General features: G+C 73.5%; 21 protein-coding genes and 1 CRISPR repeat array. Of the genes, 13 read left to right on the top strand and 8 right to left on the bottom strand.

The window, feature by feature from the left end; genetic code table 11:
• Positions 1–112 precede the first annotated feature (112 nt).
• Positions 113–1,210 carry a glycoside hydrolase family 5 protein gene (locus ACJOT3_RS08770; protein ID WP_406970701.1) on the bottom strand — a complete coding sequence of 366 codons (1,098 nt, stop codon included), beginning with the start codon at positions 1,208–1,210 and terminating at the stop codon, positions 113–115.
• Positions 1,211–3,037: 1,827 nt separating this feature from the next.
• Here ACJOT3_RS08770 and ACJOT3_RS08765 point away from each other — a divergent pair.
• The 13 genes from ACJOT3_RS08765 to mmsB all read left to right on the top strand — a co-directional run bounded on the left by ACJOT3_RS08765 (position 3,038) and on the right by mmsB (position 19,089).
• Positions 3,038–4,369: an MFS transporter gene (locus ACJOT3_RS08765; RefSeq protein ID WP_406970699.1), complete on the top strand. Its 1,332-nt coding sequence runs from the start codon at positions 3,038–3,040 to the stop codon at positions 4,367–4,369.
• Positions 4,359–5,777, top strand: coding sequence for a pyridoxal phosphate-dependent decarboxylase family protein (locus tag ACJOT3_RS08760; RefSeq protein WP_406970697.1), 1,419 nt, complete (start codon positions 4,359–4,361; stop codon positions 5,775–5,777). The genes ACJOT3_RS08765 and ACJOT3_RS08760 overlap by 11 nt, the downstream gene beginning before the upstream one ends.
• A 125-nt stretch (positions 5,778–5,902) precedes the next feature.
• A complete protein-coding gene (locus tag ACJOT3_RS08755) occupies positions 5,903–7,192 on the top strand; it encodes an ATP-grasp domain-containing protein (RefSeq protein WP_406970695.1) in 1,290 nt (429 codons plus the stop codon).
• A 52-nt stretch (positions 7,193–7,244) separates the two neighbouring features.
• A complete protein-coding gene (locus tag ACJOT3_RS08750; protein ID WP_406970693.1) occupies positions 7,245–9,287 on the top strand; it encodes a CocE/NonD family hydrolase in 2,043 nt (680 codons plus the stop codon).
• A 30-nt stretch (positions 9,288–9,317) separates the two neighbouring features.
• Positions 9,318–9,596 (top strand): hypothetical protein, encoded by a 279-nt coding sequence (locus tag ACJOT3_RS08745; RefSeq protein WP_406970691.1) that lies wholly within the window; start codon positions 9,318–9,320, stop codon positions 9,594–9,596.
• A gap of 99 nt (positions 9,597–9,695) precedes the next feature.
• Entirely contained in the window at positions 9,696–10,304 is a 609-nt protein-coding gene (locus ACJOT3_RS08740) for a hypothetical protein (protein WP_406970689.1), read from the top strand.
• A 34-nt stretch (positions 10,305–10,338) separates the two neighbouring features.
• Positions 10,339–10,554 (top strand): hypothetical protein, encoded by a 216-nt coding sequence (locus ACJOT3_RS08735; protein ID WP_406970687.1) that lies wholly within the window; start codon positions 10,339–10,341, stop codon positions 10,552–10,554.
• Positions 10,555–11,077: 523 nt separating this feature from the next.
• Positions 11,078–12,766 carry a ribulokinase gene (gene araB / locus ACJOT3_RS08730; RefSeq protein WP_406970729.1) on the top strand — a complete coding sequence of 563 codons (1,689 nt, stop codon included), beginning with the start codon at positions 11,078–11,080 and terminating at the stop codon, positions 12,764–12,766.
• Positions 12,766–13,461, top strand: coding sequence for an L-ribulose-5-phosphate 4-epimerase (locus ACJOT3_RS08725; protein ID WP_406970685.1), 696 nt, complete (start codon positions 12,766–12,768; stop codon positions 13,459–13,461). The genes araB and ACJOT3_RS08725 overlap by 1 nt, the downstream gene beginning before the upstream one ends.
• 122 nt (positions 13,462–13,583) lie before the next feature.
• Positions 13,584–14,942 (top strand): L-fucose/L-arabinose isomerase family protein, encoded by a 1,359-nt coding sequence (locus ACJOT3_RS08720; RefSeq protein ID WP_421536135.1) that lies wholly within the window; start codon positions 13,584–13,586, stop codon positions 14,940–14,942.
• Positions 14,943–15,047: 105 nt separating this feature from the next.
• On the top strand, positions 15,048–16,148 hold the full coding sequence (gene chvE, locus ACJOT3_RS08715) for a multiple monosaccharide ABC transporter substrate-binding protein (protein WP_406970683.1): 1,101 nt from the start codon (positions 15,048–15,050) through the stop codon (positions 16,146–16,148).
• Between the two features lie 62 nt (positions 16,149–16,210).
• Positions 16,211–17,740 carry an ATP-binding cassette domain-containing protein gene (locus tag ACJOT3_RS08710; RefSeq protein ID WP_406970725.1) on the top strand — a complete coding sequence of 510 codons (1,530 nt, stop codon included), beginning with the start codon at positions 16,211–16,213 and terminating at the stop codon, positions 17,738–17,740.
• On the top strand, positions 17,737–19,089 hold the full coding sequence (mmsB, locus tag ACJOT3_RS08705) for a multiple monosaccharide ABC transporter permease (RefSeq protein ID WP_406970681.1): 1,353 nt from the start codon (positions 17,737–17,739) through the stop codon (positions 19,087–19,089). Before ACJOT3_RS08710 ends, mmsB begins: the two co-directional genes overlap by 4 nt.
• A 207-nt stretch (positions 19,090–19,296) precedes the next feature.
• Here the strand turns inward: mmsB and ACJOT3_RS08700 are convergent, their stop codons facing one another.
• The 7 genes from ACJOT3_RS08700 to ACJOT3_RS08670 form a co-directional block, all read right to left on the bottom strand.
• A complete protein-coding gene (locus ACJOT3_RS08700; RefSeq protein ID WP_406970679.1) occupies positions 19,297–20,283 on the bottom strand; it encodes a LacI family DNA-binding transcriptional regulator in 987 nt (328 codons plus the stop codon).
• 195 nt (positions 20,284–20,478) lie between these two features.
• Positions 20,479–20,790 (bottom strand): hypothetical protein, encoded by a 312-nt coding sequence (locus ACJOT3_RS08695; RefSeq protein WP_406970677.1) that lies wholly within the window; start codon positions 20,788–20,790, stop codon positions 20,479–20,481.
• Between the two features lie 157 nt (positions 20,791–20,947).
• Positions 20,948–21,282: direct repeats of the CRISPR family, unit length 30 nt; unit sequence GGGACCACCCCCGCGTGTGCGGGGAGCACA.
• Positions 21,283–21,382: 100 nt separating this feature from the next.
• Positions 21,383–21,733, bottom strand: coding sequence for a type I-E CRISPR-associated endoribonuclease Cas2e (gene cas2e / locus ACJOT3_RS08690; protein WP_406970675.1), 351 nt, complete (start codon positions 21,731–21,733; stop codon positions 21,383–21,385).
• The gene (gene cas1e / locus ACJOT3_RS08685; RefSeq protein ID WP_406970673.1) at positions 21,730–22,680 is read right to left on the bottom strand and encodes a type I-E CRISPR-associated endonuclease Cas1e; all 951 of its coding nucleotides are present in this window, start codon (positions 22,678–22,680) and stop codon (positions 21,730–21,732) included. Before cas1e ends, cas2e begins: the two co-directional genes overlap by 4 nt.
• Positions 22,677–23,411, bottom strand: a complete 735-nt coding sequence (gene cas6e, locus ACJOT3_RS08680) for a type I-E CRISPR-associated protein Cas6/Cse3/CasE (protein ID WP_406970671.1) — start codon at positions 23,409–23,411, stop codon at positions 22,677–22,679. Before cas6e ends, cas1e begins: the two co-directional genes overlap by 4 nt.
• Positions 23,411–24,121, bottom strand: a complete 711-nt coding sequence (gene cas5e, locus ACJOT3_RS08675) for a type I-E CRISPR-associated protein Cas5/CasD (protein WP_406970669.1) — start codon at positions 24,119–24,121, stop codon at positions 23,411–23,413. The genes cas6e and cas5e overlap by 1 nt, the downstream gene beginning before the upstream one ends.
• On the bottom strand, positions 24,118–24,511 hold a 394-nt coding region (locus ACJOT3_RS08670; RefSeq protein WP_406970667.1), incomplete at its 5' end, for a type I-E CRISPR-associated protein Cas7/Cse4/CasC. The genes cas5e and ACJOT3_RS08670, both read right to left, overlap by 4 nt.

The following is a 24,511-nucleotide window of genomic DNA, read 5'->3' as shown; positions in this document are numbered from 1 at the left end:
CCCGGCCCGGGGCCGGGCCGACCCGGCCAGGAGGACCCGGGGCCGGCCCGGGGCACCCGGGGCGGGGAGCGGGGCGCGACCGTGGCGGCGCGCCCCGCCCGAATGCGGGGGGTCAGGCGGCCGTACCGCTCTCCCTGATACGGTCCCTGATCCACTGCCCCGCGGGCTTGAGCGAGTTCCAGTTGCCCGAGCCGCACGAACCCGTCTGGAAGACGGCGCCGGAGCGGAAGTCGTCGGAGAAGTTCCAGTTGACCCAGCTGATCTGCTCCTGCTCCATCAGGTCGAGGTAGGCCTGGGAGGAGGCGAAGTCGTTGGGTCCGTCGCCCGTGTACTCCTGGGTTCCGAACTCGGTGACGAACAGCGGCAGCTCCTGCGCGGCGGCGCGGAAGCCCTCGCGGTGGAAGGACGTGTGCGAGGCCGCGTAGAAGTGGAAGACGTACATGATGTTGTCCGCGTTCACCGGGTTCGCGGTGATCTCCCGGTGGTCCCCGTTCTCGGAGAGCCCCAGCGACGACCAGCCGCGGGTGCCCACCAGCACGACCGCCTCGGGGTCCTCGGCGCGGATCACCGGGATGACCTGCTCGGCGTAGCTCTTGATGGAGGACCACGGGACGCCGCTGGGTTCGTTGGCGATCTCGTAGAGCAGGTTGTCCTTGTCGGCGTGCACGTCGGCGATCTCGGCGAAGAAGGTGCGGGCGGCGGCCAGGTTGTGGTTGGGGTCGCCGGGGCTGAGCATGTGCCAGTCGACGATCACGTACATACCGCGTTCGGTGGCCTCCTCGATGAGGCTGTGGACCCGGTCGGTGAAGCCGCGCGGGTCGGTCTCGTAGCCGCCCTCCTGGATGTACATGGACACGCGCAGCACGTCGGCGTTCCAGTCGTAGGCGAGGGTGTCCAGCGAGGCGTCGGTGAGACAGTGGCTGAACCACTGCAGGCCGTGGGAGCTCATTCCGGTGAGCTGGACGCGTTGGCCGTTCTCGTCGCAGAGTTTGATGCCGCAGACACGGAGCTGGCCGTGTTCGCTCACCGGGGTGGCGGCGGCCTCCGCGGAGTCGGCGACGGTGGCGGCGGGACCTGCGGCGGTCTGGCCGTGCACGGCGAACGCGGTGGCCGCGACCAGGCCGAGGCCGAGCAGCACGGATCCGGCACGGGCGAGGCGCCCGGCGGCGGTGCGGGGGGTACGGGCGTGACGGGGCGAGGGGTGGGGCACGGCATCCTCCGGCGGGGGTGGCGGTCCGATGCGACCGGGGCCGGGGCCGCACCGAACCGGAAGGAGTCCTTCCTGTTCAAAACCTAGAACTCCGTCACGCTGGGGTCAATCCCCCTTACGGAACGAATTCACCCCAGACGACATCCGCCCCGCCGGACCTCCGCCGAGCCCACCCACCGCAGGAGCATGCCGCCCCAGGAGCCGGACCGCCGCGGGGTCGGATCGCCGCGGGACGGCCAGGGCGCCACAGGCGCAAAGCACCGCCCGGCCACCCGCCGCGGAAGCCGGGCCGCCACAGGCGCAGAGCACCGCCCGGCCGCCCACCACGGAAGCCGGGCCGCCACAGGCGCAGAGCACCGCCCGGCCGCCCACCACGGAAGCCGGGCCGCCACAGGCGCAAAGCGCCGCTCGGCCGCCCACCACGGAAGCCGGACCGCCACAGGAGCAGAGCACCGCCCGGCCGCCCACCGCGGAAGCCGGACCGCCGCGGAAGCCGGACCGCCGCGGGATCGAATCACCGCGGCGTCGGATCGCCGCGGAAGTCGAACCCCCGCAGGGCCGGATCGCCGCGGGACGGCCAGGGCGCCACAGGCGGAAAGCGCCGCTCGGCAGCCCGCCGCGGAAGCCGGACCGCCACAGGAGCAGAGCACCGCCCGGCCGCCCACCGCGGAAGCCGGACCGCCGCGGGGCCGGATCGCCGCAGGGCGGCCGGAGCGCCGCGAGATCGGCACGCCGCGGGATGGCAGGAGCGCCGCGGGAGCGGGCCACCGCGGGGCGGTCGGGACTCAGCGGGCGCCGGCGGCCGGGGTACGGCGGCGCCGGGTCGGCGGCCGGGGCGCCCACCTCGGGCGGCGGGTCAGGCCGGCTCGGGTTGGGGCTCCGGAGAAGGGGGCTCGGGGAAGGGGCCGGGGCCCGGCGGTTCGGGATCCGGCCCCGGCTCGGGCGGGGGCGGGGGCACCGGCCCGGGAACGGGCGGGAACGGGTCCGGCGGCATCGGCGGCTCCGGCACCGGGTCGGGGTAGCGCAGCCGCTGCCCGGACGGGCGGGAACGACGCGCCCCCTGCGCCCGCCGCCCCTGTACCCGCCGCTCCTGTGAGCGGGGCTGTCGGTTCGGGTGCACGGTGTGCATGTCTCTCCTCCGTGCTGTCGGGAGGGCGGCGCGGGTCGGCGTGCCGCCCCGGAACGCGCGGCGGGTGCCGAACGCCGTCCTCCTGCCGGTGATGTCCTCGGTCGGGATCTTCGGTCGGAGGGGATGTGTGTACACGGCTACCCGGGGCGACGACGGGGAAACCCGCACGTGGCAACACATGGGCCGAACATGCGCTCTCCTGCCCGGGACGCGGGCGTGCACACCCGGGCTCCGCGCAGCCCCCACCACCGCCGGACGGCGAAGCCGCGCATCCCGGCGGCCCACGCCGACGACAGCGGCCGGAGATCCCGGGCTCACGCCGCCCGGACCGCCGGACGGCGGAGACGCACACCCCGGCGGCCTCCGGGGCGGCGGCCGGAGCGCCGGTGGTCGCGCGGCCCGGCCGCCGGACGGCGGGGCACTCCCCGGTGCGGCCATCCCGATAACAGCGGTCGGGAACATAGGGATTACTCTGCGCGAAATCCGAGGTCACAGGCACGGACAACCCCTCCCGACCATTGCCCGCGCCCACCTACCGGCGGTAACGTGCGGCGGGTGAACTCCCCCCTGTACACCGGGCGCGCCCCTGTCAACCGCCCCGGGTCCCCCTCCTCCCCGGCACCGGCAGCGGCACCCGCGCCGACCCCGACCCCGGGCCGCCTCCCCCACCGCCTCCGCCTCCCCCGCGGCGGCCGCCGATGACCGAGGCCCCGCTCCCCCGCCCCCGGCTCCTCACCTACGGGATCGGCTCCGTCGGCACCGGCGTCTTCTCCGCCCTGCCCGGCCTGCTGCTGCTCTACTACCTCACCGACGTGCTCGGCGTCGCCGCCGGGATCGCCGGGCTCGTGCTGGTCCTGCCCAAGATCTGGGACATGCTCGTTGACCCCGCCATCGGGGTCCTCAGCGACCGCGAGGCCGTGCGCACCGGCGGCCGCTCCCGGCTGATGCTCGCCGGGGCGCTCACCCTCCCGCTGCTGTTCGCCGCCATGTTCGCGGCCCCCACGCAGTCCCCGGCCTGGTCGGCGCTGTGGGTGGGCGCGGCGTTCCTGCTGGCCACCACCGCGTTCAACCTCTTCCAGGTGCCCTACGTGGCGTTGCCCGCGGAGATCTCCCCGCGCCGCGACCAGCGGACCCGCGCCATGTCCTGGCGGGTGGTGTGCCTGACCCTGGGCATCCTGGCCGCCGGCGGGCTCGCCCCGGTCGTCGTGGAGGCTGCGGGCGGCGGCCGGCCCGGGCACCTGGCCATGGGCATCACCATCGGAGCGGTGCTGTGCGCGGCGCTGCTGGTCGCCACGCTGGGGACCCGGTGGATCCCCAGCCGCCCCGGGCCGAGCACGCTCGGGCCCGTCGCCGCGTTCCGGGCGGCGCGCGGCAACAGGCCGTTCTTCGCGCTGGCCGCGGCGTTCTCCACCCAGTCGCTGGCGGTGTCGGTGATGCTGGCGGGCGCGCCGTACGTGGCCACCTACCGGCTGGACGACTACGGGCTCACCTCCGCCATGTTCGTGTGCGTGGTGGGGCCGAGCCTGGTGGCCGTCCCGGCCTGGTCGGCGCTGGCCCGGCGGTTCGGCACGGTGAACTGCTACCTGGTGGCCCTGGTCGCGATGATCGCCACCGCCGCCGCGCTGTTCCCGGCGGTGCTCGCCGAGAACGTCGTCGCGGTGCTGGCGGTGACCGGCCTGGTGGGCGTCTTCTACACCGGCCTGCAACTGCTGCCGCTGTCCCTGCTGCCCGAGACCGTGCGCGAGGACGCCGGCCGCAGCGGGCAGGCCCAGGCGGGGACGTTCACGGGGCTGTGGACCGGGCTGGAGACGGGGGCGATGGCGCTGGGCCCGGGGCTGTTCTCCGTGGTGCTGGCCGTGACGGCGTTCCAGTCCTCGGACGTGGCGACGGCCGTCGTCCAGCCCGGGAGCGCCCTGCTCGGCCTGAGCTGGGGGTTCACCCTGATGCCGGCCGTGCTGTTCCTGGTGAGCCTGGTGCCGCTGCTGGCCTTCCGCAAACTGACCGCCGTGGGGGAGAGAAGTGCTGTCTGAGAACGGACGTTCCACCGAGGACCTGCTCGCCGAGCTCGCCCGCCTCAAGGACGGCGACCTGCCGGTGCGCGAGGGCCGGGTCGCCGCCTACGTCTACGACCCGGGGCGGCCGCGGGTGCGCGAGGCCGGGCACCGGGCGTACCTGGAGATGCTGGAGGTCAACGGGCTCGACCCGACGGCGTTCCCCAGCACCGTCGCCCTGGAGAAGCGGGTGGTGGGCGCGGTCGCGTCCGCCCTGGGCGGGGACGCCGCCACCCCTGGCATCTTCACCAGCGGCGGGACCGAGTCCATCATGCTGGCGGTCAAGGCGGCCCGCGACACCGGGAGCGGGCGCGAGGTGGTGCTGCCGGTGACGGCGCACCCGGCGTTCCGCAAGGCCTGCCACTACCTGGGGCTCACGCCCGTCACGGTGCCGGTGGACCCCGAGACCCTGCGGGCGGTGCCGTCGGCGGTCGCCGACGCGATCGGGCCGGACACCGCGCTGGTGGTGGCGTCTGCGCCGTCGTACCCGCACGGGGTGGTGGACCCGGTGCCGGAGATCGCCGCGCTGGCCGCCGAACGCGGGGTGCCCTGCCACGTGGACGCCTGTGTGGGCGGCTGGGTGCTGCCGTGGCTGGCGGACGCGCCGCCGTTCGACCTGTCCGTCCCGGGGGTCACCTCGATCTCCTGTGACCTGCACAAGTACGGGTACGCGCCCAAGGGTGCGTCCGTCGTGCTGTTCGCGACGGAGCGGCTGCGGCGGGCCGCGTACTACGCCAGCGCCGACTGGCCGGGGTACACGGTCATCAACTCCACGGTGCAGAGCAGCAAGGGCGCGGGGCCGCTGGCGGGGGCGTGGGCGACCCTGAACGCTCTGGGTGCCTCGGGCTACCGCGAGCTGGCCGCCGAGGCGATGGCCGCGGCCGCCCGCCTGCGCGAGGGGGTCGCGAAGATCCCGGAGCTGCGGGTGCTGGGCGAGCCGGACGCGCCGCTGGTGGCGCTGGCCTCGGCCGACCCGGCGGTGGACGTGTTCGTGCTGGCGGACGAGGTAGCGAAGTCCGGGTGGTTCCTCCAGGTGCAGCTGTCGTACGCGGGCATCCCGCCCAACCTGCACCTGACGCTGACGGGGGTGTCGCTGGCGGGTGTGGACGCGCTGCTGGAGGTGCTGGCCGCGGCGGTCGCCGCGGTGCGCGGCGTGCGCCCGGACCTGCCCGAGGGCCTGGCCGAGGTGGTGGAGGGCCTGGACCTGGGGGCGATCGACGACCGGGGGTTCGTGGACCTGCTGTCGGCGGTCGGCGTCACCCTGGGCGGCCCGGGCGGCTCCCCCATGGCCGCGGTGAACACGATCCTGGACGGGCTTGCCCCGGCCACCCGCGAGGCCCTCCTCGTGCGCTTCCTCTCCGCCCTCAACTCCCCGCACACCGGCTGAACCCGCGGCCCCGATTGGTCCCGCGCCCTTTGGGGTAGTGGGCGCTCCCACGCTTACCGCGCCCGGCCGCCGACCCTCTCATCCGGCGGCCGGGACGGGCCGCCACCGATGTGCGAGGAGTGCCCATGGAGCGAAAGAACGTCTTCGTCCCCGGCCTGGACGACCGGAACCGCGAGATCCTCGAAAGGACGCCCACCGGGCGGGGGTGCGACTTCCACCCCCTGTCGACCCTGGACGACCTGAGATCCCCCGACCTGGACATCGACGAGACCGTCGCCGAGGCGGAGCGCGCCATGGACGGCTTCGACGGCACCGTCGACGCCGTCGCGGGCTACTGGGACTTCCCCGTCACCCTCCTGGTGCCGATCCTGGCCGCCTCCCGGGGCCTGCCCTCCCCCACCCTGGAATCCGTCGTCCGGTGCGAGCACAAGTACTGGAGCCGCCTCCTCCAGAGCGAGGTCGTCGACGAGTACCCCGCCTTCGCCGTCGTGGACCTGAACGACCCCGTTCCGCCCGCCGAACCCGGCTACCCCTTCTGGCTCAAGCCCGTCAAGTCGGCCTCCTCCGAGCTCGCCTTCCGCGTCGAGGACGAGGCGGGCTTCCACGCCGCGATCGCCGAGCTGCGCGAAGGCGTCGGCAGGATCGGCCGCCCCTTCGGGCAGATCCTGGACCGCATCGACCTCCCGCCGGAGATCGCCGAGGCGGGCGGCACCTCCTGCCTGGCCGAGGCCGCCCTGCGCGGGGTGCAGGCGGCCGTCGAGGGCTACGTCCACCAGGGCGAGTGCGTCGTCTACGCCACCCTGGACTCGGTCGACTTCCCGGGCAGCCCGGCGTTCCTGCGCCACCAGTACCCCTCCTCCCTGCCCGAGGGGGTCCGGAGCCGGATGGCGTCCGTCGCCTCGCGGGTGATCGGGAAGCTGGGACTGGACGACTCGACGTTCAGCGTCGAGTTCTTCTACGACCCCGTGGGGGACGACGTCCGGGTCCTGGAGGTCAACCCCCGCCACTCCCAGGCGCACGCCTCGCTGTTCGAACTGGTCGACGGGGTCGCCAACCACGAGAGGATGCTCCGGCTCGCCCTGGGCCGGGAGCCCGTCCTCCCGGAGGGGATCAGGGGCGAGTACGCGGTCGCCGCGGAGTGGTACCTGCGCCGCTTCTCCGACGGTGTGGCCACCCGGGTCCCCGGGCCGGAGGAGATCGGCCGGCTGGAGAAGGAGCTGTCCGGGGTGGACATCCACATCGTGCCGCAGGAGGGGCGGCGGCTCTCCGAGCTCCAGGCACAGGACAGCTACAGCTTCGAGCTCGCCAAGATCGTCATCGGCGGCGCCGACGAGACCGAGATGCGCGCCAAGTACGAGCGCTGCGCCGAGGAGCTCGTCTTCGGGTTCGAGGACGGCGCCGACGACGACCGCTGACGGACGGCCGTCGACGGACGGCCGACGGACGACCACCGAGGAAGGAGTCTCCATGCGCGTGATCGAGACCCTGCCGAACGAGGTCCGCACGGAGGACCACTTCTGGATCCCGATGTCCGACGGGGTGCGCCTGGCCGGGCGCGCCTGGCTCCCGACGTCCGCGGAGACGGACCCGGTCCCGGCGGTCCTGGAGTACATCCCCTACCGCCGGCGCGACCTCACCGCGGTGCGCGACTCGACCCACCACCCCTACATCGCCGGGCACGGCTACGCCTGCGTCCGCGTGGACATGCGCGGCAGCGGCGACTCCGAGGGGGTGCTCACCGACGAGTACCTCGAACGCGAGCAGCAGGACGCGGAGGAGGTCCTGGCCTGGCTGGCCGAGCAGCCCTGGTGCGACGGCTCGACCGCCATGATGGGCCTGTCCTGGGGCGGCTTCGCCGCGCTCCAGGTGGCGGCCCGGCGCCCGCCGAGCCTGGGGGCCATCGCCATCGCGTCCTTCACCGACGACCGCTACAACGACGACTTCCACTACATGGGCGGCTGCCTGCTCTCCGACAACCTGGCCGAGTCCGGGACCACCTTCGCGTTCGGCACCTGCCCGCCCGACCCGATGACGGTGGGCGACCGGTGGCGGGACATGTGGCTGGAGCGGCTGGAGGCCAACCGCCCCTGGATCATCACGTGGCTGGACCACCAGCGCAGGGACGACTACTGGCGGCACGCCTCGGTGATCGAGACGCCCGAACGCGTGACCTGCCCCGTGCTGGCCGCCGGCGGCTGGGCCGACGGCTACTCCAACGCGGTCCTGCGCGTCCTGGAGCACCTGGAGGCGCCCCGCCTGGGGCTCATCGGCCCCTGGTCGCACCGCTACCCCCACCTGGGGCTGCCCGGTCCGGCCATCGGCTACCTCCAGGAGGTCGTGCGCTGGTTCGACCACTGGCTCAAGGGCGCGGACAACGGGGTGGACGGGGGGCCCGCGCTGTGGTCCTGGATGCAGGAGTCCGTCCCGCCCGCCACCTCCTACGAGGAGCGCCCCGGACGGTGGGTGCGCGAGGACCGGTGGCCGTCGCCGGGGGTGGAGCGGACGCGGTTCGGCCTGGGCCCGCACCGCCTGTTCACCTCCGACGAGTACACCCCGGCCGAGGACGAGGCGCCGGGCGACCCCCTGACCGTGTCCTCGCCCCTGACCGTGGGCCAGTTCGCGGGCAAGTGGGCCTCCTACAACGCGCCGCCCGACCTGCCCTACGACCAGCGGGAGGAGGACGGCGGCTCGCTGGTCTTCGAGACCGAGGTCCTCAAGGAGCCGGTGGAGATCCTCGGGGCGCCCGAGGTGGAGCTGCAGGTGGCCGCCGACAGGCCGGTGGCGATGGTCGCGGCGCGGCTGAGCGACATCGCGCCCGACGGGGCCGCCACCCGTGTCACGTTCGGGCTGCTCAACCTCACCCACCGGGAGGGGCACGCGGAGCCGGAGGAGATGCCGCCGGGCGAGCCGCGCCGGGTGCGGATCGTCCTCAACGGGGTGGCCCAGGTGTTCCCCGCGGGCCACCGCATCCGGCTTTCGCTGTCCACCTCGTACTGGCCGCTGGCCTGGCCCCCGCCCCGGCCGGTCCTGCTGACCGTCCACCCGGGCGGCAGCGCCCTGGACCTGCCGATCCGGCCGGCACCCGACGGGGAGGGCGCCGCCGTCCGGCCCTTCGGCGAACCCGAGACGACGGCGGAGATCCCCACCTCCCGGCACGAGCTGCCCGAGCACCGCTGGGAGGTGTACAGGGACCTGGTCGACACCCGGTCCTCGCTGGAGATCGTCAAGGACGGCGGGATCCTGCACCTGGAGGGCATCGACCTGGACGTGGGCCGCCGCGCCCACGAGCACTACGAGTCGGTGGCGAACGACTTCACGTCGGTGCGCGGCGAGACCTCCTGGACGATGCGCTTCTCCCGGGGGGACTGGGACACCCGGACCGAGACGCACACCTCCCTGGAGTGCACCGAGACCGACTTCCTGGTGTACGGGACGCTCGACGCCTACGAGAACGGGGAGCGGATCTTCTCCCGGCAGTGGAGCGAGACGATCCCGCGCGACCACGTGTGACGGAGAGGGGTGGGACCGATGGAGGGGACGATGGCCGCGGGACCGCCGGCGGTCCTCGTGTACGCGGCGGTCGCCGTGCCGGTGATCCTGTTCGTGGTCTGGGTGCTGCGCCGGGACGTCGCCCGCGAGCAGAGGGCCGTGCGCTCGCCGGACTACTGGAAGGAGCGGCCCGACGGCCGCAGGTACCCGACCGGGTGGGACCGGGGTCCCGGCGCCGGGAGCGCCCGGCCGGAACCGCGGGAGGGTCCGCGGGGGCCGGACGGGAACGACCCGCCGCCGCCGGAGGACGGCGGTCCTCCGACCAGGTGAGGGCGGGGCGGCCGGGGGCGGGCATGTTCGCTCCCGGGGCTCACGGGTAGTCGCCCCCGTGCACACCCGTAGTCGAACGCCGTGAAAGGCGGTGGAGCCGTGGGCGCGGAGCCGTCCCCCGACCTGCTGGAGCGGGCGCGCCTGCTCCCGCTGCTGTCCTTGCAGGTGGCCCGGGGGGTGATCGTGCGCCGCCCCGGCGGGGAGGCCCTGGCCGCGAGGCTCGACGCCGACCGCCGGCTCGCCGCGCTCCTGCGCGAGCTGCGGGAGCGGTACGGGGACCGGCCCCTGCCGCTGACCGTGGCGGGTCGGCCCCTCGTCCTCGTCCTGGCCGCCGAGGACGTGCGCGACCTGCTGGAACGGACACCGGACCCGTTCTCGCCGGGCGGCCGGGAGAAGCGGGGCGCGCTGGCGCACTTCCAGCCGCACGGGGTGCTGGTGTCCGACGCCGAGCCGGGCGGCCTGGCCGCTCGGCTGCCCGGAGGCGACCGGGTGCGGCCCGAGGACCAGGTGGCGCACTGGCTGTTCGCCTTCGACGCGGCGGCCATCGCCGCGTTCCGGGCCCTGGCCCTGCTGTCCGCGGAGGGCGTCGACGCCGGCTCGGCGACCGGGGACCCGGACCGGTGGGCGGCGACCCGCTGTCGGCGGCGGACCTGCCCGCGACGCTGGACCACACGGCCCTGCGGTTCTCCTTGGGATAGCGGGCCGTGAACCGAACGATCCCGACTCGGAAAAGGTGAGGAAGATGGAATGGGCCTGGGTGGTGGCCGTGGTCATGGTCGTGGCGATCGTGGTGGTGGCGGTGCTGGTGCTCCGGCGTAACACCGCCGACGACCGCCGGGTCCCCGACAGGCCCGCCCGCGAGCGGCGGGACTATCCGACCGGCTGGAACCGCAGCACCGGCGAGATGCAGGACCCGCCCGACGAGGGGAGCCCGCCCCCGCCCCGCCACGACACCTGACCCGTCCCGGGCCCGCCGGGGAGCCGGTGCCCGGCGGGCCGGGACCGTCCCCGCACGGGCGGACGGGGAGCACCCGGTCGGCGCCCTGGTGAGGCCGTCGAAGCCGGGACCATCCCCGTGCGAGGGAGCATCGTGTGGGCGGGAACATCGTGCGGGGAGAGCATCGCACCCGTGACCGGCCGCACGGCCGCCGGGCGGGGCCGCCCCGAGCGGACGGGGGTACGCGTCCGCGTCCACCGGGGGCGACCCGGCCACGGGACCGCTCCCGCTGCGAGGGCGGGCCGGATGCCCGGCGGAGGCCGATCGCGCGGGCGGCGGGGGGTTGACATTCCAAAATGTTAGCGCGAACAATATTGCCCAGGTCACACTCGCGCCGCCCCTCAGAACCCCTCCCCTCCCGCGAAACCGACACTTATCTAGTTCAGGGCATCATCCACCCGATACCCCTCAATCCTCCCCATCTCGGAAGGAAGCGCCCTTGTCGGAAAATGTTAGCGCGCACAACGGTGTGCCGGACGACGCCGTGGTCGTCGGCATCGACTTCGGGACCCTGTCGGGCCGCGCCGTCGTGGTCCGGGCCTCCGACGGCGCCGAACTGGGCACCGCCGAACACCCCTACCCCCACGGCGTCATCACCGACCGCCTCCCCGGCCGGACGGCGGCGCTGGAGCCGGAGACCGCGCTCCAGCACCCCGGCGACCACGAGGAGGTGCTGCGCGCCGCCGTCCCCGAGGCACTGCGCCTGGCCGGCGTCCGCCCCGGGCAGGTCGCCGGGATCGGCACCGACTTCACCTCCTGCACCTTCCTGCCCGTCACCGCCGACGGCACCCCCCTGTGCCTGCTCCCCGGGTTCGCGGACCGCCCGCACGCCTGGCCCAAGCTCTGGCGCCACCACGCCGCCCAGCCCGAGGCCGACGAGATCACCGCCCTGGCCGCCGAGCGCGGCGAGCCCTGGCTGCCCCGCTACGGCGGCCGGATCTCCTCGGAGTGGCAGCTCGCCAAGGCCCTCCAGGTCCTGCGCGAGGACCCCGAGGTGTACGCGCGCGCCGACCGCTGGATCGAGGCGGTCGACTGGATCACCTGGCGGCTCTGCGGCCGCGAGACCCGCACCACCTCCACCGCCGGGTACAAGGGCCTCTACCAGGACGGGCGGTGGCCGTCCCGGGAGTACCTGGCCGCCCTCGACCCGCGCCTGGCGGGCTTCGCCGAGGAGAGACTCGACCACCCGCTCTCCCCGCCGGGCACGCTCGCGGGCGGCCTCACCGCCGAGGCCGCCGCCTGGACCGGGCTGACCCCGGGCACCCCGGTCGCGGTGGGCGCCATCGACGCCCACGTGACCGCGGCCGCCGCGCGGACCACCGGCCCGGGCCGGATGCTCGCCATCATGGGGACCAGCACCTGCCTGGTGATGAACTCCGACGTCCGGGCCGACGTCCCCGGCATGTGCGGCCTGGTCCGGGACGGCATCACCCCGGGCGCCTGGGGGTACGAGGCCGGGCAGAGCGGGGTCGGCGACATCTTCGGCTGGTTCGCCGACACCCACGTCCCCCCGGCCTACCACGACGAGGCCCGCGCCCTCGGGGTGTCCGTCCACGAGCTGCTCTCGCGCAGGGCCGCCGACGCCCCGGTCGGCGCGCACGGCCTGGTCGCCCTGGACTGGCACAGCGGCAACCGCTCGGTCCTGGTCGACCACTCGCTCTCCGGGGTGCTCGCCGGGATGACGCTGGCCACCCGGCCGGAGGAGGTCTACCGGGCGCTGGTGGAGGCGACCGCGTTCGGCGCCCGCACCATCGTCGAGGCCTTCACCGGCGCCGGGGTCCCGGTCCGCGACCTCACCGTCGCCGGGGGCATGGTGCGCAACCCCTTCGTCCTCCAGGTCTACGCGAACGTCCTGGACCGCCCGCTGCGGATCGCCGCCACCGAACACGGCAGCGCCCTCGGGGCGGCGGTCCACGGGGCGGTCGCCGCCGGGCTGTACCCCGACCTGCACGCCGCCTCGACCGCCATGGGGCGGGTCCGCCCCGACCCGGTCGTACCGGACCCCGCCGCGGCGGCCGCCTACAAGGAGCTGTTCGCGGTCTACACCGAGCTCCACGACCACTTCGGCCGGGGCGGCAGCGACGCCCTGCACCGGCTGCGCGCCCTGCGCAACGGCGCCCGCGGCCCGCGATCCGCCGGAACGGCACCGTCCGGCTCAGGAGAGGAGCGGTGATGACCCCCCGCACACCGGCCGCCGAGGCGCTGGCGGCCCGCCGCGACGAGGTGGAGCGCCTGCGCGCCCGGGTCTGCGCCCTGCACGCGGAGCTGCCCCGCTGGAACCTGGTCACCTGGACCAGCGGCAACGTGTCCGCCCGGGTGCCCGGCGCCGACCTCATGGTGATCAAGCCCAGCGGTGTGTCCTACGACGACCTGGCCCCCGCGGACATCGTCGTCTGCGACCTGGACGGGAACACGGTCGAGGGGCGGCACCGGCCCTCCAGCGACACGTTCGCCCACGCCCACATCTACCGGGAGCGCCCCGACATCGGCGGGGTGGTGCACACCCACAGCCCCTACGCCACCGCGTGGGCCGCCCGCGGCGAGGCCGTCCCCTGCGTGATCACCGCCATGGCCGACGAGTTCGGCGGCGACATCCCGGTGGGGCCGTTCGCGCTCATCGGGGACGACGCCATCGGCCGCGGCGTGCTCGACACCCTGGCGGGCCACCGCTCCCCGGCCGTCCTCATGCGCGGCCACGGCGTGTTCACCGTCGGCCCCACCGCCGCCGCGGCGGTCAAGGCCGCGGTGATGTGCGAGGACGCGGCCCGCACCGTGCACATCGCCCGGCAGGCCGGGCCCGTCGAGCGCCTGCCCCAGGAGCACATCGACGCCCTCCACGAGCGCTACCGCACCGCCTACGGCCAGTGACCCCCACCGACAGCGAGGAGACCCCCGTGACCGTCCCCGTCCCCGCAGCCCCGCCCTCGCCCCAGCCCTCCCGCAACCCTGCCGTGCGGGACCGCCCGCCGCGCATCGGGCTGCTCGGCGTCATGCAGCCGCTCTACGACGCCATGATCCCGGGCATCACCGAACACCAGGCGCGCTACGCCGCCCGGGTCGCCGACCGGCTCTCCGGCGTCGCCGAGTGGACCGTCGCCCCGCCGGTGCGCGGGCGCGAGGACGCCGAGCGGGCGGTGCGGGGGTTCGAGGAGGCCGGCCTGGACGGGGTCCTGGTGGTCATGCTGACCTACGGCCCGTCCCTGCGCGTCACCCGGGCCCTGACCGGGGCGCGGCTGCCGCTGGCCCTGGCCAACATCCAGCCCGAACCCGCCGTGAGCGCGTCGTGGGACATGGACGACATGACCTACAACCAGGGCGTCCACGGAGCCCAGGACACCGCCAACGCGCTGGTCCGCGCCCGGGTGCCGTTCGAGGTCGTCACCGGCGACTGGGAGAGCCCGGAGTTCGCCGACCGGATCGGCAGCTGGGCCCGGGCCGCGCGGGCCGTGCGCGCGCTGCGGAGCCTGCGGGTGGGCGTGTTCGGCTACCCCATGAACGGCATGGGGGACGCCCGGGTCGATGAGACCTCGCTGCTGCGCGTGGTCGGTCCCGAGGTCCACGTCATCGCCCCGGGCGCCCTGCACCGCACCGTGGCCGACCTGCCCGAGGAACCCGTCCGCGAGCTCATGGCCTGGGAGGACACGGTCTTCGACGTGGACGGGCGGCTGTCCAAGGAGGAGCGGGAGGACCACGCCCGCATGCAGCTGGGCATCGAACGGCTGCTGGAGGAGACCGGCTGCGGGGCCTACTCCACCCACTTCGACGCGATCGGCGAGGACGGCCGCTTCGCCCGGCTGCCCATGGCCGCCGCCTCCACCCTGATGGCCAAGGGGTACGGGTTCGCGGGCGAGGGCGACGTGCTCGCCGCGTCGGTCGTCTACGCGGGCCACCGGCTGGCGGGGGACGGCCACTTCACCGAGATGTACGCGATGGACTTTCCCGGCGACTCCATCCTCATGAGCCACATGGGCGAGGGCAACTGGCGGCTGGCCCGCCAGGACGAACCCGTGCGCCTGATCAAACGCCCCCTGGGCATCGGCGGGCTGGCCGACCCGCCCACCCTGCTGTTCCGGTACCGGCCCGGCCCGGCCACCCTGGCCTCGCTGGTGGCCCTGGGCGGCGACCGGTTCCGGCTGGTCGTCGCCGAGGGCGAGGTCCTCGACTCCCCCGCGCTGCCCGCCCTGGAGATGCCCTACGGGCGGTTCCGGCCCGACAGCGGGGTGCGGGGGTGCATGGACGCCTGGCTCCTGGCGGGCGGCACCCACCACATGGTCATGAACGCCGGGCGGTGCGCGCAGGACTGGCGTGTCCTGTGCGCGCTGACCGGCATCGAGTACGTCCGGGTCTGACCCCGGCCCCCCGGGGCCGCGCCGCCGGGTGCGGCCCCGCCCCCTTCTCCCGTCCCTCCTGCTTCCTCTCACGTCCCACGCACACCGACACGAAAGAGACCCCCCATGTCGCACGGTCCACACACGCCGCGAACGGCGGCCACCGCCCTGCTCGCCGCAGCGTCCCTCCTGCTCACCGCCTGCAACGGCGTCGGCGACGCCGCCCGGTCCGAGGGCGAGAACGGCCTCATCGGCATCTCCATGCCCACCCAGTCCTCCGAGCGGTGGGTCAACGACGGGCGGAACATGGTCGCCGAGTTCGAGGCCCGCGGGTTCGGCACCGACCTCCAGTACGCCGAGGACGTCGTGCCCGACCAGATCTCGCAGATCGAGAACATGATCACCCGGGGCGCCGACGTCCTGGTCATCGCCGCCATCGACGGCGAGGCCCTGGGCGACGTGCTCGACACCGCCGCCTCCGGCGGCATCCCCGTGATCGCCTACGACCGGCTCATCATGGGCAGCGAGAACGTCGACTACTACGCCACCTTCGACAACTTCGAGGTCGGGGTGCTCCAGGCCCGGTACATCGTCGACGCGCTCGGGCTGGAGGACGGCGAGGAGGGCCCGTTCAACCTGGAGGTGTTCGGCGGCTCCCCCGACGACAACAACGCCTACTTCTTCAACGACGGGTCCATGTCGGTGCTCCAGCCGCACCTGGACGACGGAACGCTGGAGATCCCCAGCGGGCAGACCGAGATGGGGCAGATCGCCACCCACCGCTGGGACGGCGCCGTCGCGCAGTCGCGCATGGACAACCTGCTCAGCGCCCACTACTCCGACGAGGAGCTGCACGCCGTGCTCTCCCCGTTCGACGGCATCAGCCTGGGCGTCATCGAGTCGCTGCGCGCCGTCGGCTACGGCTCCGGCGACCGGCCCCTGCCCGTCGTGACCGGGCAGGACGCCGAGCTGTCGTCGGTCCGCTCGATCATCGCCGGGGAGCAGACCCAGACCGTCTTCAAGGACACCCGGGCGCTGGCCGCGCAGACCGTCGACATGGTGGAGGCGCTGCTCGCCGGGGAGGAGGTGCCGGTCAACGACACCGAGACCTACGACAACGGCGTCAAGACGGTCCCCGCCTACCTCCTGGAACCGGTGTCGGTCGACATCGACAACTACGAAGAGGTGCTCGTCGAGAGCGGCTACTACGAGGAGTCGGACCTGTGACCGCCGCCCCCTTCACGGACGCGCCGCCGGGCCCGGGTCCGGGTCCGGGCCCGCTGCTGAGCATGCGGGGCATCCGCAAGGAGTTCCCCGGCATGGTGGCCCTGGACGGGGTCTCGCTGGAGGTGGGCGAAGGCCGCGTCCACGCCCTCATGGGCGAGAACGGGGCGGGCAAGTCCACCCTGGTCAAGGTGCTCAGCGGGGTCCACCCCGCCGGAACGTACACCGGGGACATCGTCCTGGACGGGCGGCCCTGCGCGTTCACCGACGTGGTCGACAGCGAGCGGGCGGGCATCGCCATCATCCACCAGGAGCTGGCCCTGGTCCCGCAGCTGTCCATCGCCGAGAACGTCCTGCTCGGGCACGAGGTCACCCGGTTCGGCGTGCTGGACCGGGACGCCACCCACGCCCGTGCCCGCGAGCTCCTGCTCCGGGTGGGCCTGGACGAGAACCCGGACGTGCCGGTGTCGGCGCTGGGCATCGGGGCCCAGCAGCTCGTGGAGATCGCCAAGGCGCTGGCCAAGCGGGTGCGCCTGCTCATCCTGGACGAGCCCACCTCCGCGCTCAACGAGACGGAGAGCCTGCGACTGCTGGACCTGCTCCGCGAACTGCGCGACCAGGGCGTCACCTGCATCCTCATCTCGCACAAGCTCGGCGAGGTGGTGGGTGTGAGCGACGAGATCACCATCCTGAGGGACGGGCGCACCATCGAGACGCTCGTCGTGGAGCGCGACGAGGACGGGACCCCGTCGGTGGACGAGGACCGGATCATCCGCGGCATGGTCGGGCGCTCCCTGGACCGGCTCTACCCCGAGCCGCTCGGGGAGGTCGGCCCGGTCAGGTTCGAGGTGCGCGACTGGACGGTCGACCACCCCGCCCAGCCGGGGCGGCGCATGGTCGACGGCGTCGACCTCGACCTGCGGGCGGGCGAGATCGTCGGGCTGGCCGGGCTCATGGGGGCCGGGCGCACCGAGTTCGCGATGAGCCTGTTCGGGCGCTCCTACGGGAGGTACGTGCGGGGCACGCTGTTCAAGGACGGCGAGGTGCTTCCGGTCCCCGACGTCGCGGCGGCGGTTCGGGGAGGCCTGGCCTACGTGCCCGAGGACCGCAAGACGCTCGGGCTGCTGCTGGACGAGGACATCCGGCGCAACACCACCCTGGCCGGGCTGCACCGGGTCTCCCGCCACGGGGTCATCGACCAGGCCCGGGAGACCGTCGAGGCCCGGCGGATGGGCGAGGACCTGCACGTGCGGGGCAACGTCGCGGGCGGGGCGGTGCGCACGCTCAGCGGCGGCAACCAGCAGAAGGTCGTCCTGGCCAAGTGGATGTTCACCGAACCCGAGCTGCTGATCCTGGACGAGCCGACCCGCGGCATCGACGTCGGCGCCAAGTACGAGATCCACCTGATCATCCGCCGGCTGGCCGCCGCGGGCGCCGCGGTCCTGCTCATCTCCTCGGAGCTGCCCGAGGTGCTGGGCATGTGCGACCGGATCCACACCATGTGCGAGGGGCGGCTCACCGGAGAGGTGGCCGCGGCCGAGGCCGACCAGGAGACCCTGATGAGACTGATGACGAGAACCGGGGACCGGCCATGAACGACACGACCTCGGGAAAGGACGCTTCGGGGCGGGGCGGCTCGGGAAGGGCCGCTTCGAGACGGGACGCCTCGGGGCGGGTGGGTCTGCGGCGGGCCGGGCTCGGGAGCCTGCTCCGCGGCGACACCCGCCGGTACGGGATGGCGGTGGCCCTGGTCGCCATCGTCGTCCTGTTCCAGATCCTGACGGGCGGGCTGCTGCTGACCCCGCTCAACATCACCAACCTGATCCTGCAGAACTCCTACATCCTGATCCTGGCCATCGGCATGATGCTGGTGATCGTCACCGGGCACATCGACCTGTCGGTGGGGTCGGTGGTGGCGTTCACCGGGGCGGTGTCGGCGATCATGCTCACCTCGTGGGGGCTACCGACCGCCGCGGTGGTGCCGCTGGCGCTGCTGCTGGGCGCGGCCATCGGGGCCTGGCAGGGGTTCTGGATCGCGTACGTGCGCGTCCCGGCGTTCATCGTCACCCTCGCCGGGATGCTCGTGTTCCGCGGCGCCACCCTGGCCGTGCTGGGCGGGGAGTCCATCGCCCACCTGCCCTCGTCGCTGCGGCTGCTCGCGGGCGGGTTCCTCCCCGGCGGCGGGGGCGAGGGTCCGCACCTGCCGACCCTGGTGCTGGGTGCGGCGGGGGCGGCGGTCGTGGTGTGGATCCAGTGGCGGGCCCGGGCGCGGACCCGGGCGCACGGGCTGCCGGTGCAGCCCGCAGCGGTGACCGCGGCCGCCTCGGCGGTGCTGGTCGCGGCGATCCTGGCGTTCGCGTTCGCGCTGGCGACCCACAACGGGCTGCCGATCGTGGGGCTGCTGCTGGTGGCGCTGATCGCGGGGTACTCGTTCGTGACCCGGTCCACGACCGCGGGGCGGCGGATCTACGCGGTGGGCGGCAACGAGCGGGCGGCGGCGCTGTCGGGCATCCGGACGCGGCGGACGACCTTCTGGGTGTTCGTCAACATGGGGGCGCTGTCGGCGCTGGCGGGGCTGGTGTTCACGGCGCGGCTGAACGCGGCGACCCCGGGGGCGGGCACCATGTTCGAGCTCGACGCCATCGCGGCCGCGTTCATCGGGGGCGCGTCGGCGTCCGGCGGGGTGGGCACGGTGGTGGGGGCCGTCATCGGCGCCCTGGTCATGGGGGTCCTCAACAACGGGATGTCGCTGATCGGGCTCGGGGTGGACTGGCAACAGCTCATCAAGGGGCTGGTGCTGCTGCTGGCGGTGGCCTTCGACATCTACAACAAGCGGCGGGTCGGCGCGGGCGGGGCGGTGTTCGGGTTCCGGCCGCGAGGGCGTCCGGGGCCCGGGGAGCGGCCCCCGACGGAGTCCGGGGACCGGGCGCCGGCCTCGGCCTGAGTGGTGCGGCCATCCGAGTGATTCACCCATCTGAATGGTGACGCCATCTGAATGATCTGGCCATCCGAGTGGTGCGGCCGCCTGCATGGTGTCGCCATCCGAGTGGCATTGCCATTTGAATGGTTTTGCCATCCGAATGATGCCGCCATCTGAGCGGCGCGGACTCCTGAGCGATACGGCCGCCTGGACGGTGTGGCCGCCCCGCAGCTACCCCTGCGGGGCGGCCACGCTCGCGCGTTCCACGAGCGTGGGGGTGATCGTCCGACGGGTGGACGCGGTGGGCTCGCCGGACATGCAGGACAGCAGCACGTCCAGCGTCTCGGTGGCCACCCTGGCGAAGTCGGGGCGCACGGTCGTCAGCGGCGGGATGAAGTAGGCGGCCTCGGGGACATCGTCGAAGCCGACGACGCTCACGTCACCGGGGACGGCACGGCCGCGTTCGGACATCGCCCGCAGGATGCCCAGGGCCAGGTGGTCGTTGGCGGCGAACACCGCCGTGACCTCGGGCATACGGGCGAGGATCAGCCCGGCCCGGTATCCGGAGGCGGCGCTCCAGTCCGCGGGGCTCACCGGCGGCACCTCGGCCCCGGCCTCCTCCAGGGTCCGCCGCCAGCCCCGTTCCCGGTCGGCGGCGTCGAACCACTCCGAGGGACCGGACACGTGCCAGACGGTCCGGTGCCCGGCGTCCAGCAGGTGGCGGGTGGCCAGCCGCGCGCCGGCCTGCTGGTCCACCGTCACCAGGGTGTCGCCGCGCGCGGGGTCGCCGTCCACCGCGACCAGCGGGATATCGGGTGGTACCGCGGCCAGCGCCTCGTCGGCGGCCGCGGTGGGCGCTATCACCACGATCCCGGCGGCGCGCTGCTCCAGGTGGTGGTCGACGGCCTCCGCGATGGAGCCCCGGTCCAGCACCCGCACCCGGCGGACACTGACCACGAAACCCCGGGCCGCCGCAGCGAGCTCGAAGGCCGCCAGCAGCGAGGAGGGGCCGAACAGGGTCGAGTTCTGGGCCACGACGCCGATGAGCTGCGTCCGGCCGGTCGCCAGCGCGCGGGCGGCCCGGTTGGGGCGGTATCCGAGCTGCTCGATGGCCGCGCGCACCCGCAGCCGGGTCTGCTCGCGCACGTTGGGGTGGCCGTTGAGCACCCGGGAGACCGTCTGGTGGGACACCCCGGCCAGGCGCGCGACGTCGGTCATCGCGGGGTCCCGGGCCGCCCCGGATGTCGATGGGGTCCGGTCCACCCGCAGCTCCTTCACAGCCGACACCGTCACAGGCCCCCGGCGAACGACCGCCCAGAGGCACGGGTGGGCGCTAACATATCCCATTCGACACCCATCGCGACAGCCCGTCCACCAGCGGAAAACGCTTCCCGCGCTCCCTTGTTAGCGCTCTCACTCCTCCCCAACGATCTGCCCGTCATCGGTGATCCTCCGGGCACCCGTCACCAGATCCCGCAGGACTTGCCACACCCGCACCTCATTGGTGGTCTCCATCCTGGCCGTCCGCCCGTCGGGTGCGACCAGCTCCCACGTGTTGTGGCGCGGGAACACCTGCCGGGCGGTGTAGATCCCACCGTCGGCACTGCCCAGGGTGAACTCCTCGCCCAGCCGGCGACGGGGCTTGCGCATCTCCTCGATCAGCCGCCTCAACGCCTCCCCGCCGTCGGACGGCTGCGACCCGGTGGACTTCGCAAAGAATCCCATGTCCCCTCCTCGCCCCATGATCCGCCGCCAACCACCCCCCGTCACCCCCGCATACCCGGGGAGCACCAGGCCGCCGAACACCTGCTCGCCTACCCGCAGGGACCACCCCCGCGCACGGGGAGCACCGGGCGATGGCGTTGTCCTCGGCGTCGATGTGGGGACCACCCCCGCATGTGCGGGGAGCACCACGACCAGGCGCTGGGTGTAGAAGATCTCCCGGGACCACCCCCGCGCATGCGGGGAGCACAGTCAGCTACCGGGCTTGGCCGACTTACGTCGGGGACCACCCCCGCGTGTGCGGGGAGCACACCGGAACCCCGCTGGTGGACAAGGCCCTGGAGGGACCACCCCCGCGTGTGCGGGGAGCACAACCAGTCGCGAGCCTCCTGCGGGTCGGAGTAGGGACCACCCCCGCGTGTGCGGGGAGCACGTCTACTACCTGGACGCCGCGGACGGCGACCGGGGACCACCCCCGCGCGTGCGGGGAGCACGGCAAATGACCTGCATGGATTCCATTGGAAACCAGGCGATTTTCAAACTTCTTGGATTTCAGACACTCGAACTGAAAACACACAAAACAAGCATGTGTCGCTCAGCGTCCGAAACGGCGTCGTTTGGAGGCCTTGCTCCAGCCCTTCTTCGGCGGGGTGGCCGTGGCTGATGGCGATGGCTGCTTCGGGCGGTTGATCAGGGTCAAGCCCTCGTGGTCCACCGGTTCCCAGTGGTGCTCGAACGTCTTGAAGCCGAACCCCTGCTCCGAGTCGTTCGTGTACACCAGCAACGCCCGCCCCTGCCCCGCGTACTGCTGCACCTCCTCCCACAGCAGGTCGCGCACCCTTCGGGACGGCCTTCCCACGAACACACCCGAGGAGATCTCCATCAGCCATCGGGTCAGCAGCCCCCGCAACCCCTTCGGGCAGTTGGTCAACACCAGGACCGTCACCAGACGACCTCGAACTCGTAGTTGTGTCCCGCCTCCAACAGCCGCCCGCGGTCACCGACAAGGGCCACCTCGTCCCGTTCCTCGGCGGCCCCGTCCGCTTCGTCTCCCAGGAGCAGCCGCTTCACGTCGCCCACGCAGCGCTCCAGCAGCCCCTCGTGATTGATCTTGTCTCGCAGCAGCCTCCGGGTCACCCCGTCGACGTCCTCGTCTCCCTGCGCCGCCGCGTCGAAGGCCACCGGGATTCCGATCTCCACCTTGTACAGATCCGCGATGTCCATGACGAACCCGCGCTCATGCCCCGAGTGCACGAACCCCAGCCCCGGGCTGCACCCCAGCGCGGCGGTCACGGAATGCGCCACCCCGTAAAAACACTGCGCCGCGGAGGTGATCGCCTTGTTCGGTGTATCCGACCGGTCGTGGTCCCCCGGTACGTAACGCCTCCCGTGCCAGGGCACCCCCGTCCGCTCCGCCTCTTTCCGGTAGGCGGCCTGCACGCGCTTGCCCTCGTGCCCCAGGAGCTGCTGTCGCGTTCGCCCCTCGACACCCAGGTCGGGGAACCGCATCCGGTACATGTCCCGCGCCACGTTCAACCGCTTCTGCGGGTTGGCCCACGCCGTCGCCTGGGCCTCCACCAGCTTCGACGAACGCGTCAGCGCCCGCCCCGCCGCGTAGAACCGCACCCCGTACTCGCCCACCCACACGACGGTCGCGCCGCACTCCCCCAGCAGTTTCATCGCGCCATCGGTGACCCGGGTCCCCGGCCCCAGCAGCAGCGCCCCGATGGTCGCCGACGGCAGGTGCCGAATCCCCTCCCCGTCCGAGGCGGTGATCGCGTTGTCCTCCCGGTGCACGACGCACTTCTCCAGGTACACGAACGAGATGCGCTCGCCGACCCGGGTCAGCTCCCACGGCGTCGACGCCCCGCGCCGCCCCGCCGTTGCGGTCACCGCCCCACCTCCACCGGCGCCAGGGTCATCAGTCCGCACCCGTACGCCTTGGCCCGGCCGATCCCCGCGCACAGCACCCGCCGCAGCGCGTCCGGGTCGGTGACGGTGAGCCGCCCGTCGAAGGTCGCCTTGACGATCGGCACCCGCATCCGCTTCCCCTTGCGGTCCGGCCGCGGGTCGGGTTTGTCGAACCCCGCCGCGTTCCGGTCGTGCACGGTCAGTTCGTACTCGTCCTCCCCCGGCAGCAGCTGCTGGTCGGAGGGCTTGCGCACGATCGCGAACCCGGACGCGTCCTGCCGCTGGATCAGCCACCCCGCCTGGTGCCGCGGGGTGACGTGCGCGGTGACCTTGGTGGGCTCCCCGTCCTTGCGCCGAATGCTGTGCACCGGGTTGGCGGTGAGCCGGAACGCCCACGTCTGCCCCTTGGCCAGCCGGTCGAGGAACCCCGTGTAGTCGTGGCTCCTCCACACCCGTTCCGGGTCGTCGACGTTCTTCCACCCGGCCTGTTCCATGAGGTCGTCCATCAGCGGCCGGTTCGGGCTCACCACGTACAGCAGCACCTCCGCGCGCGAGTTGCGGTCCAGGCGCCACAACACGCGCGGCCCGCCCGGGTCGGAGGGCAGTATCTCGGGGAAGCATCCCATCACGGCGGCGTGCAGCACCTGTGGGGACGACAGCAGCCGACGGCTTCCCGTCCTGTTGGTGTTGAAGCGGAATCGGGTGAGGTACATCAGTCTCCTCCCAGCGCGAGCAGGGGGTCGTGGTCGGGTACCCGCTCGCGGCGCGCGTCCGGGTTGCGCACCCGCACCGAGCGAGCGGTCACCGCGCGCATCGCGTAACGCCGGTGCAAGGGGTTGAAACTGACCGGAAGATCGCGGAACAGATCCCCGCCGGTTCCACCCTCAGAGTCCGTGAGGGTGGTGAGTTCCACCTCGGGCGTTCCGCGCCTACCGCGCCGGTACCAGGGGGCGGCCTGCCAGGGCAGTCCGTTCAGCACGTCCTCGATCCGACCGGGGAGCGGTTGCCCCAGGTCCAGGGGCCGGGACGGCGGGCAGGAGCGCCGGCCCAGGTAGGGCAGGAAGACCGGGGCCCGGACGGCGTCGTACAGCGCGCCGATGAGCTCCGGGTCCCCCTCGACCGCCGCGACGAACACCGCGTCCGCCAGGTAGAAGCGTTCCGACACCGGCATGGACACGTCCGTGACCAGGTGCCGGGCCGTCTGGTAGTCGCGCACCCGGACCCCGGGCTGGTCCACGCGGACCCCGAAGCGGAGCGCCGCCAGGTCGGACAGGTCCGCGGTGCGCTCCCGCCCCAGGGCGGCGGCGAGCAGCCCGACCACCCCGCTCTTGGTCGGGGCGTTCTCCGTGGTGCGCCGGGCGAACCGGGACGCCGACCCCCAGGACTGGAGCGGTCCCGCCAGGACGAGGGGCAGCACGCTCATGCGCCGGACACCTGGCGCCGGGCGACCGCCTCGCCGACCTGTTCGACCAGTTCGGGGAGGGTGACGGGGGTTCCGATACCGGCGAGCTTGGCGGTGCGCGTCCCCACGCGGACCACCCAGGTGTCGACGTCGTCGGCGGCACCGTAGGCGCTTTCGACCTCGGGGATGTAGTTCGCGAGGTTCTCGCAGGCCTGCGCGAGGTAACCCTTCTCCGCCTCGATGGGCTCCTCGAAGGCCCCCACGAAGCTGATCGGCCGCGCCCCGCGCAGTTTGACGATCACCACGTCCGGGAGGGTGTGGTTGCCGAAGGTGTTGATCTTGCCGGTGGGCAGCGACTCCACGAACCCGCGCACGAACGCCTGCACCGCGCGGCGCAGCGGCTCGGTGGCG

This window comes from Nocardiopsis protaetiae, assembly GCF_045446735.1.
GTDB lineage: Bacteria > Actinomycetota > Actinomycetes > Streptosporangiales > Streptosporangiaceae > Nocardiopsis > Nocardiopsis protaetiae.
The sequence above is the reverse complement of the archived record's forward strand: the minus strand, read 5'-3'. Positions and strand labels throughout refer to the sequence as shown.

Coding starts and splice junctions, on each gene's coding strand:
- ACJOT3_RS08765 (WP_406970699.1), top strand. CDS start 3,038: ATGACCGAGGCCCCGCTCCCCCGCCCCCGGCTCCTCACCTACGGGATC.
- ACJOT3_RS08755 (WP_406970695.1), top strand. CDS start 5,903: ATGGAGCGAAAGAACGTCTTCGTCCCCGGCCTGGACGACCGGAACCGC.
- ACJOT3_RS08750 (WP_406970693.1), top strand. CDS start 7,245: ATGCGCGTGATCGAGACCCTGCCGAACGAGGTCCGCACGGAGGACCAC.
- ACJOT3_RS08745 (WP_406970691.1), top strand. CDS start 9,318: ATGGCCGCGGGACCGCCGGCGGTCCTCGTGTACGCGGCGGTCGCCGTG.
- ACJOT3_RS08735 (WP_406970687.1), top strand. CDS start 10,339: ATGGAATGGGCCTGGGTGGTGGCCGTGGTCATGGTCGTGGCGATCGTG.
- ACJOT3_RS08725 (WP_406970685.1), top strand. CDS start 12,766: ATGACCCCCCGCACACCGGCCGCCGAGGCGCTGGCGGCCCGCCGCGAC.
- ACJOT3_RS08720 (WP_421536135.1), top strand. CDS start 13,584: ATGCAGCCGCTCTACGACGCCATGATCCCGGGCATCACCGAACACCAG.
- chvE (WP_406970683.1), top strand. CDS start 15,048: ATGTCGCACGGTCCACACACGCCGCGAACGGCGGCCACCGCCCTGCTC.
- ACJOT3_RS08710 (WP_406970725.1), top strand. CDS start 16,211: ATGCGGGGCATCCGCAAGGAGTTCCCCGGCATGGTGGCCCTGGACGGG.
- mmsB (WP_406970681.1), top strand. CDS start 17,737: ATGAACGACACGACCTCGGGAAAGGACGCTTCGGGGCGGGGCGGCTCG.
- ACJOT3_RS08700 (WP_406970679.1), bottom strand. CDS start 20,283: ATGACCGACGTCGCGCGCCTGGCCGGGGTGTCCCACCAGACGGTCTCC.
- ACJOT3_RS08695 (WP_406970677.1), bottom strand. CDS start 20,790: ATGGGATTCTTTGCGAAGTCCACCGGGTCGCAGCCGTCCGACGGCGGG.
- cas6e (WP_406970671.1), bottom strand. CDS start 23,411: ATGTACCTCACCCGATTCCGCTTCAACACCAACAGGACGGGAAGCCGT.
- cas5e (WP_406970669.1), bottom strand. CDS start 24,121: ATGAGCGTGCTGCCCCTCGTCCTGGCGGGACCGCTCCAGTCCTGGGGG.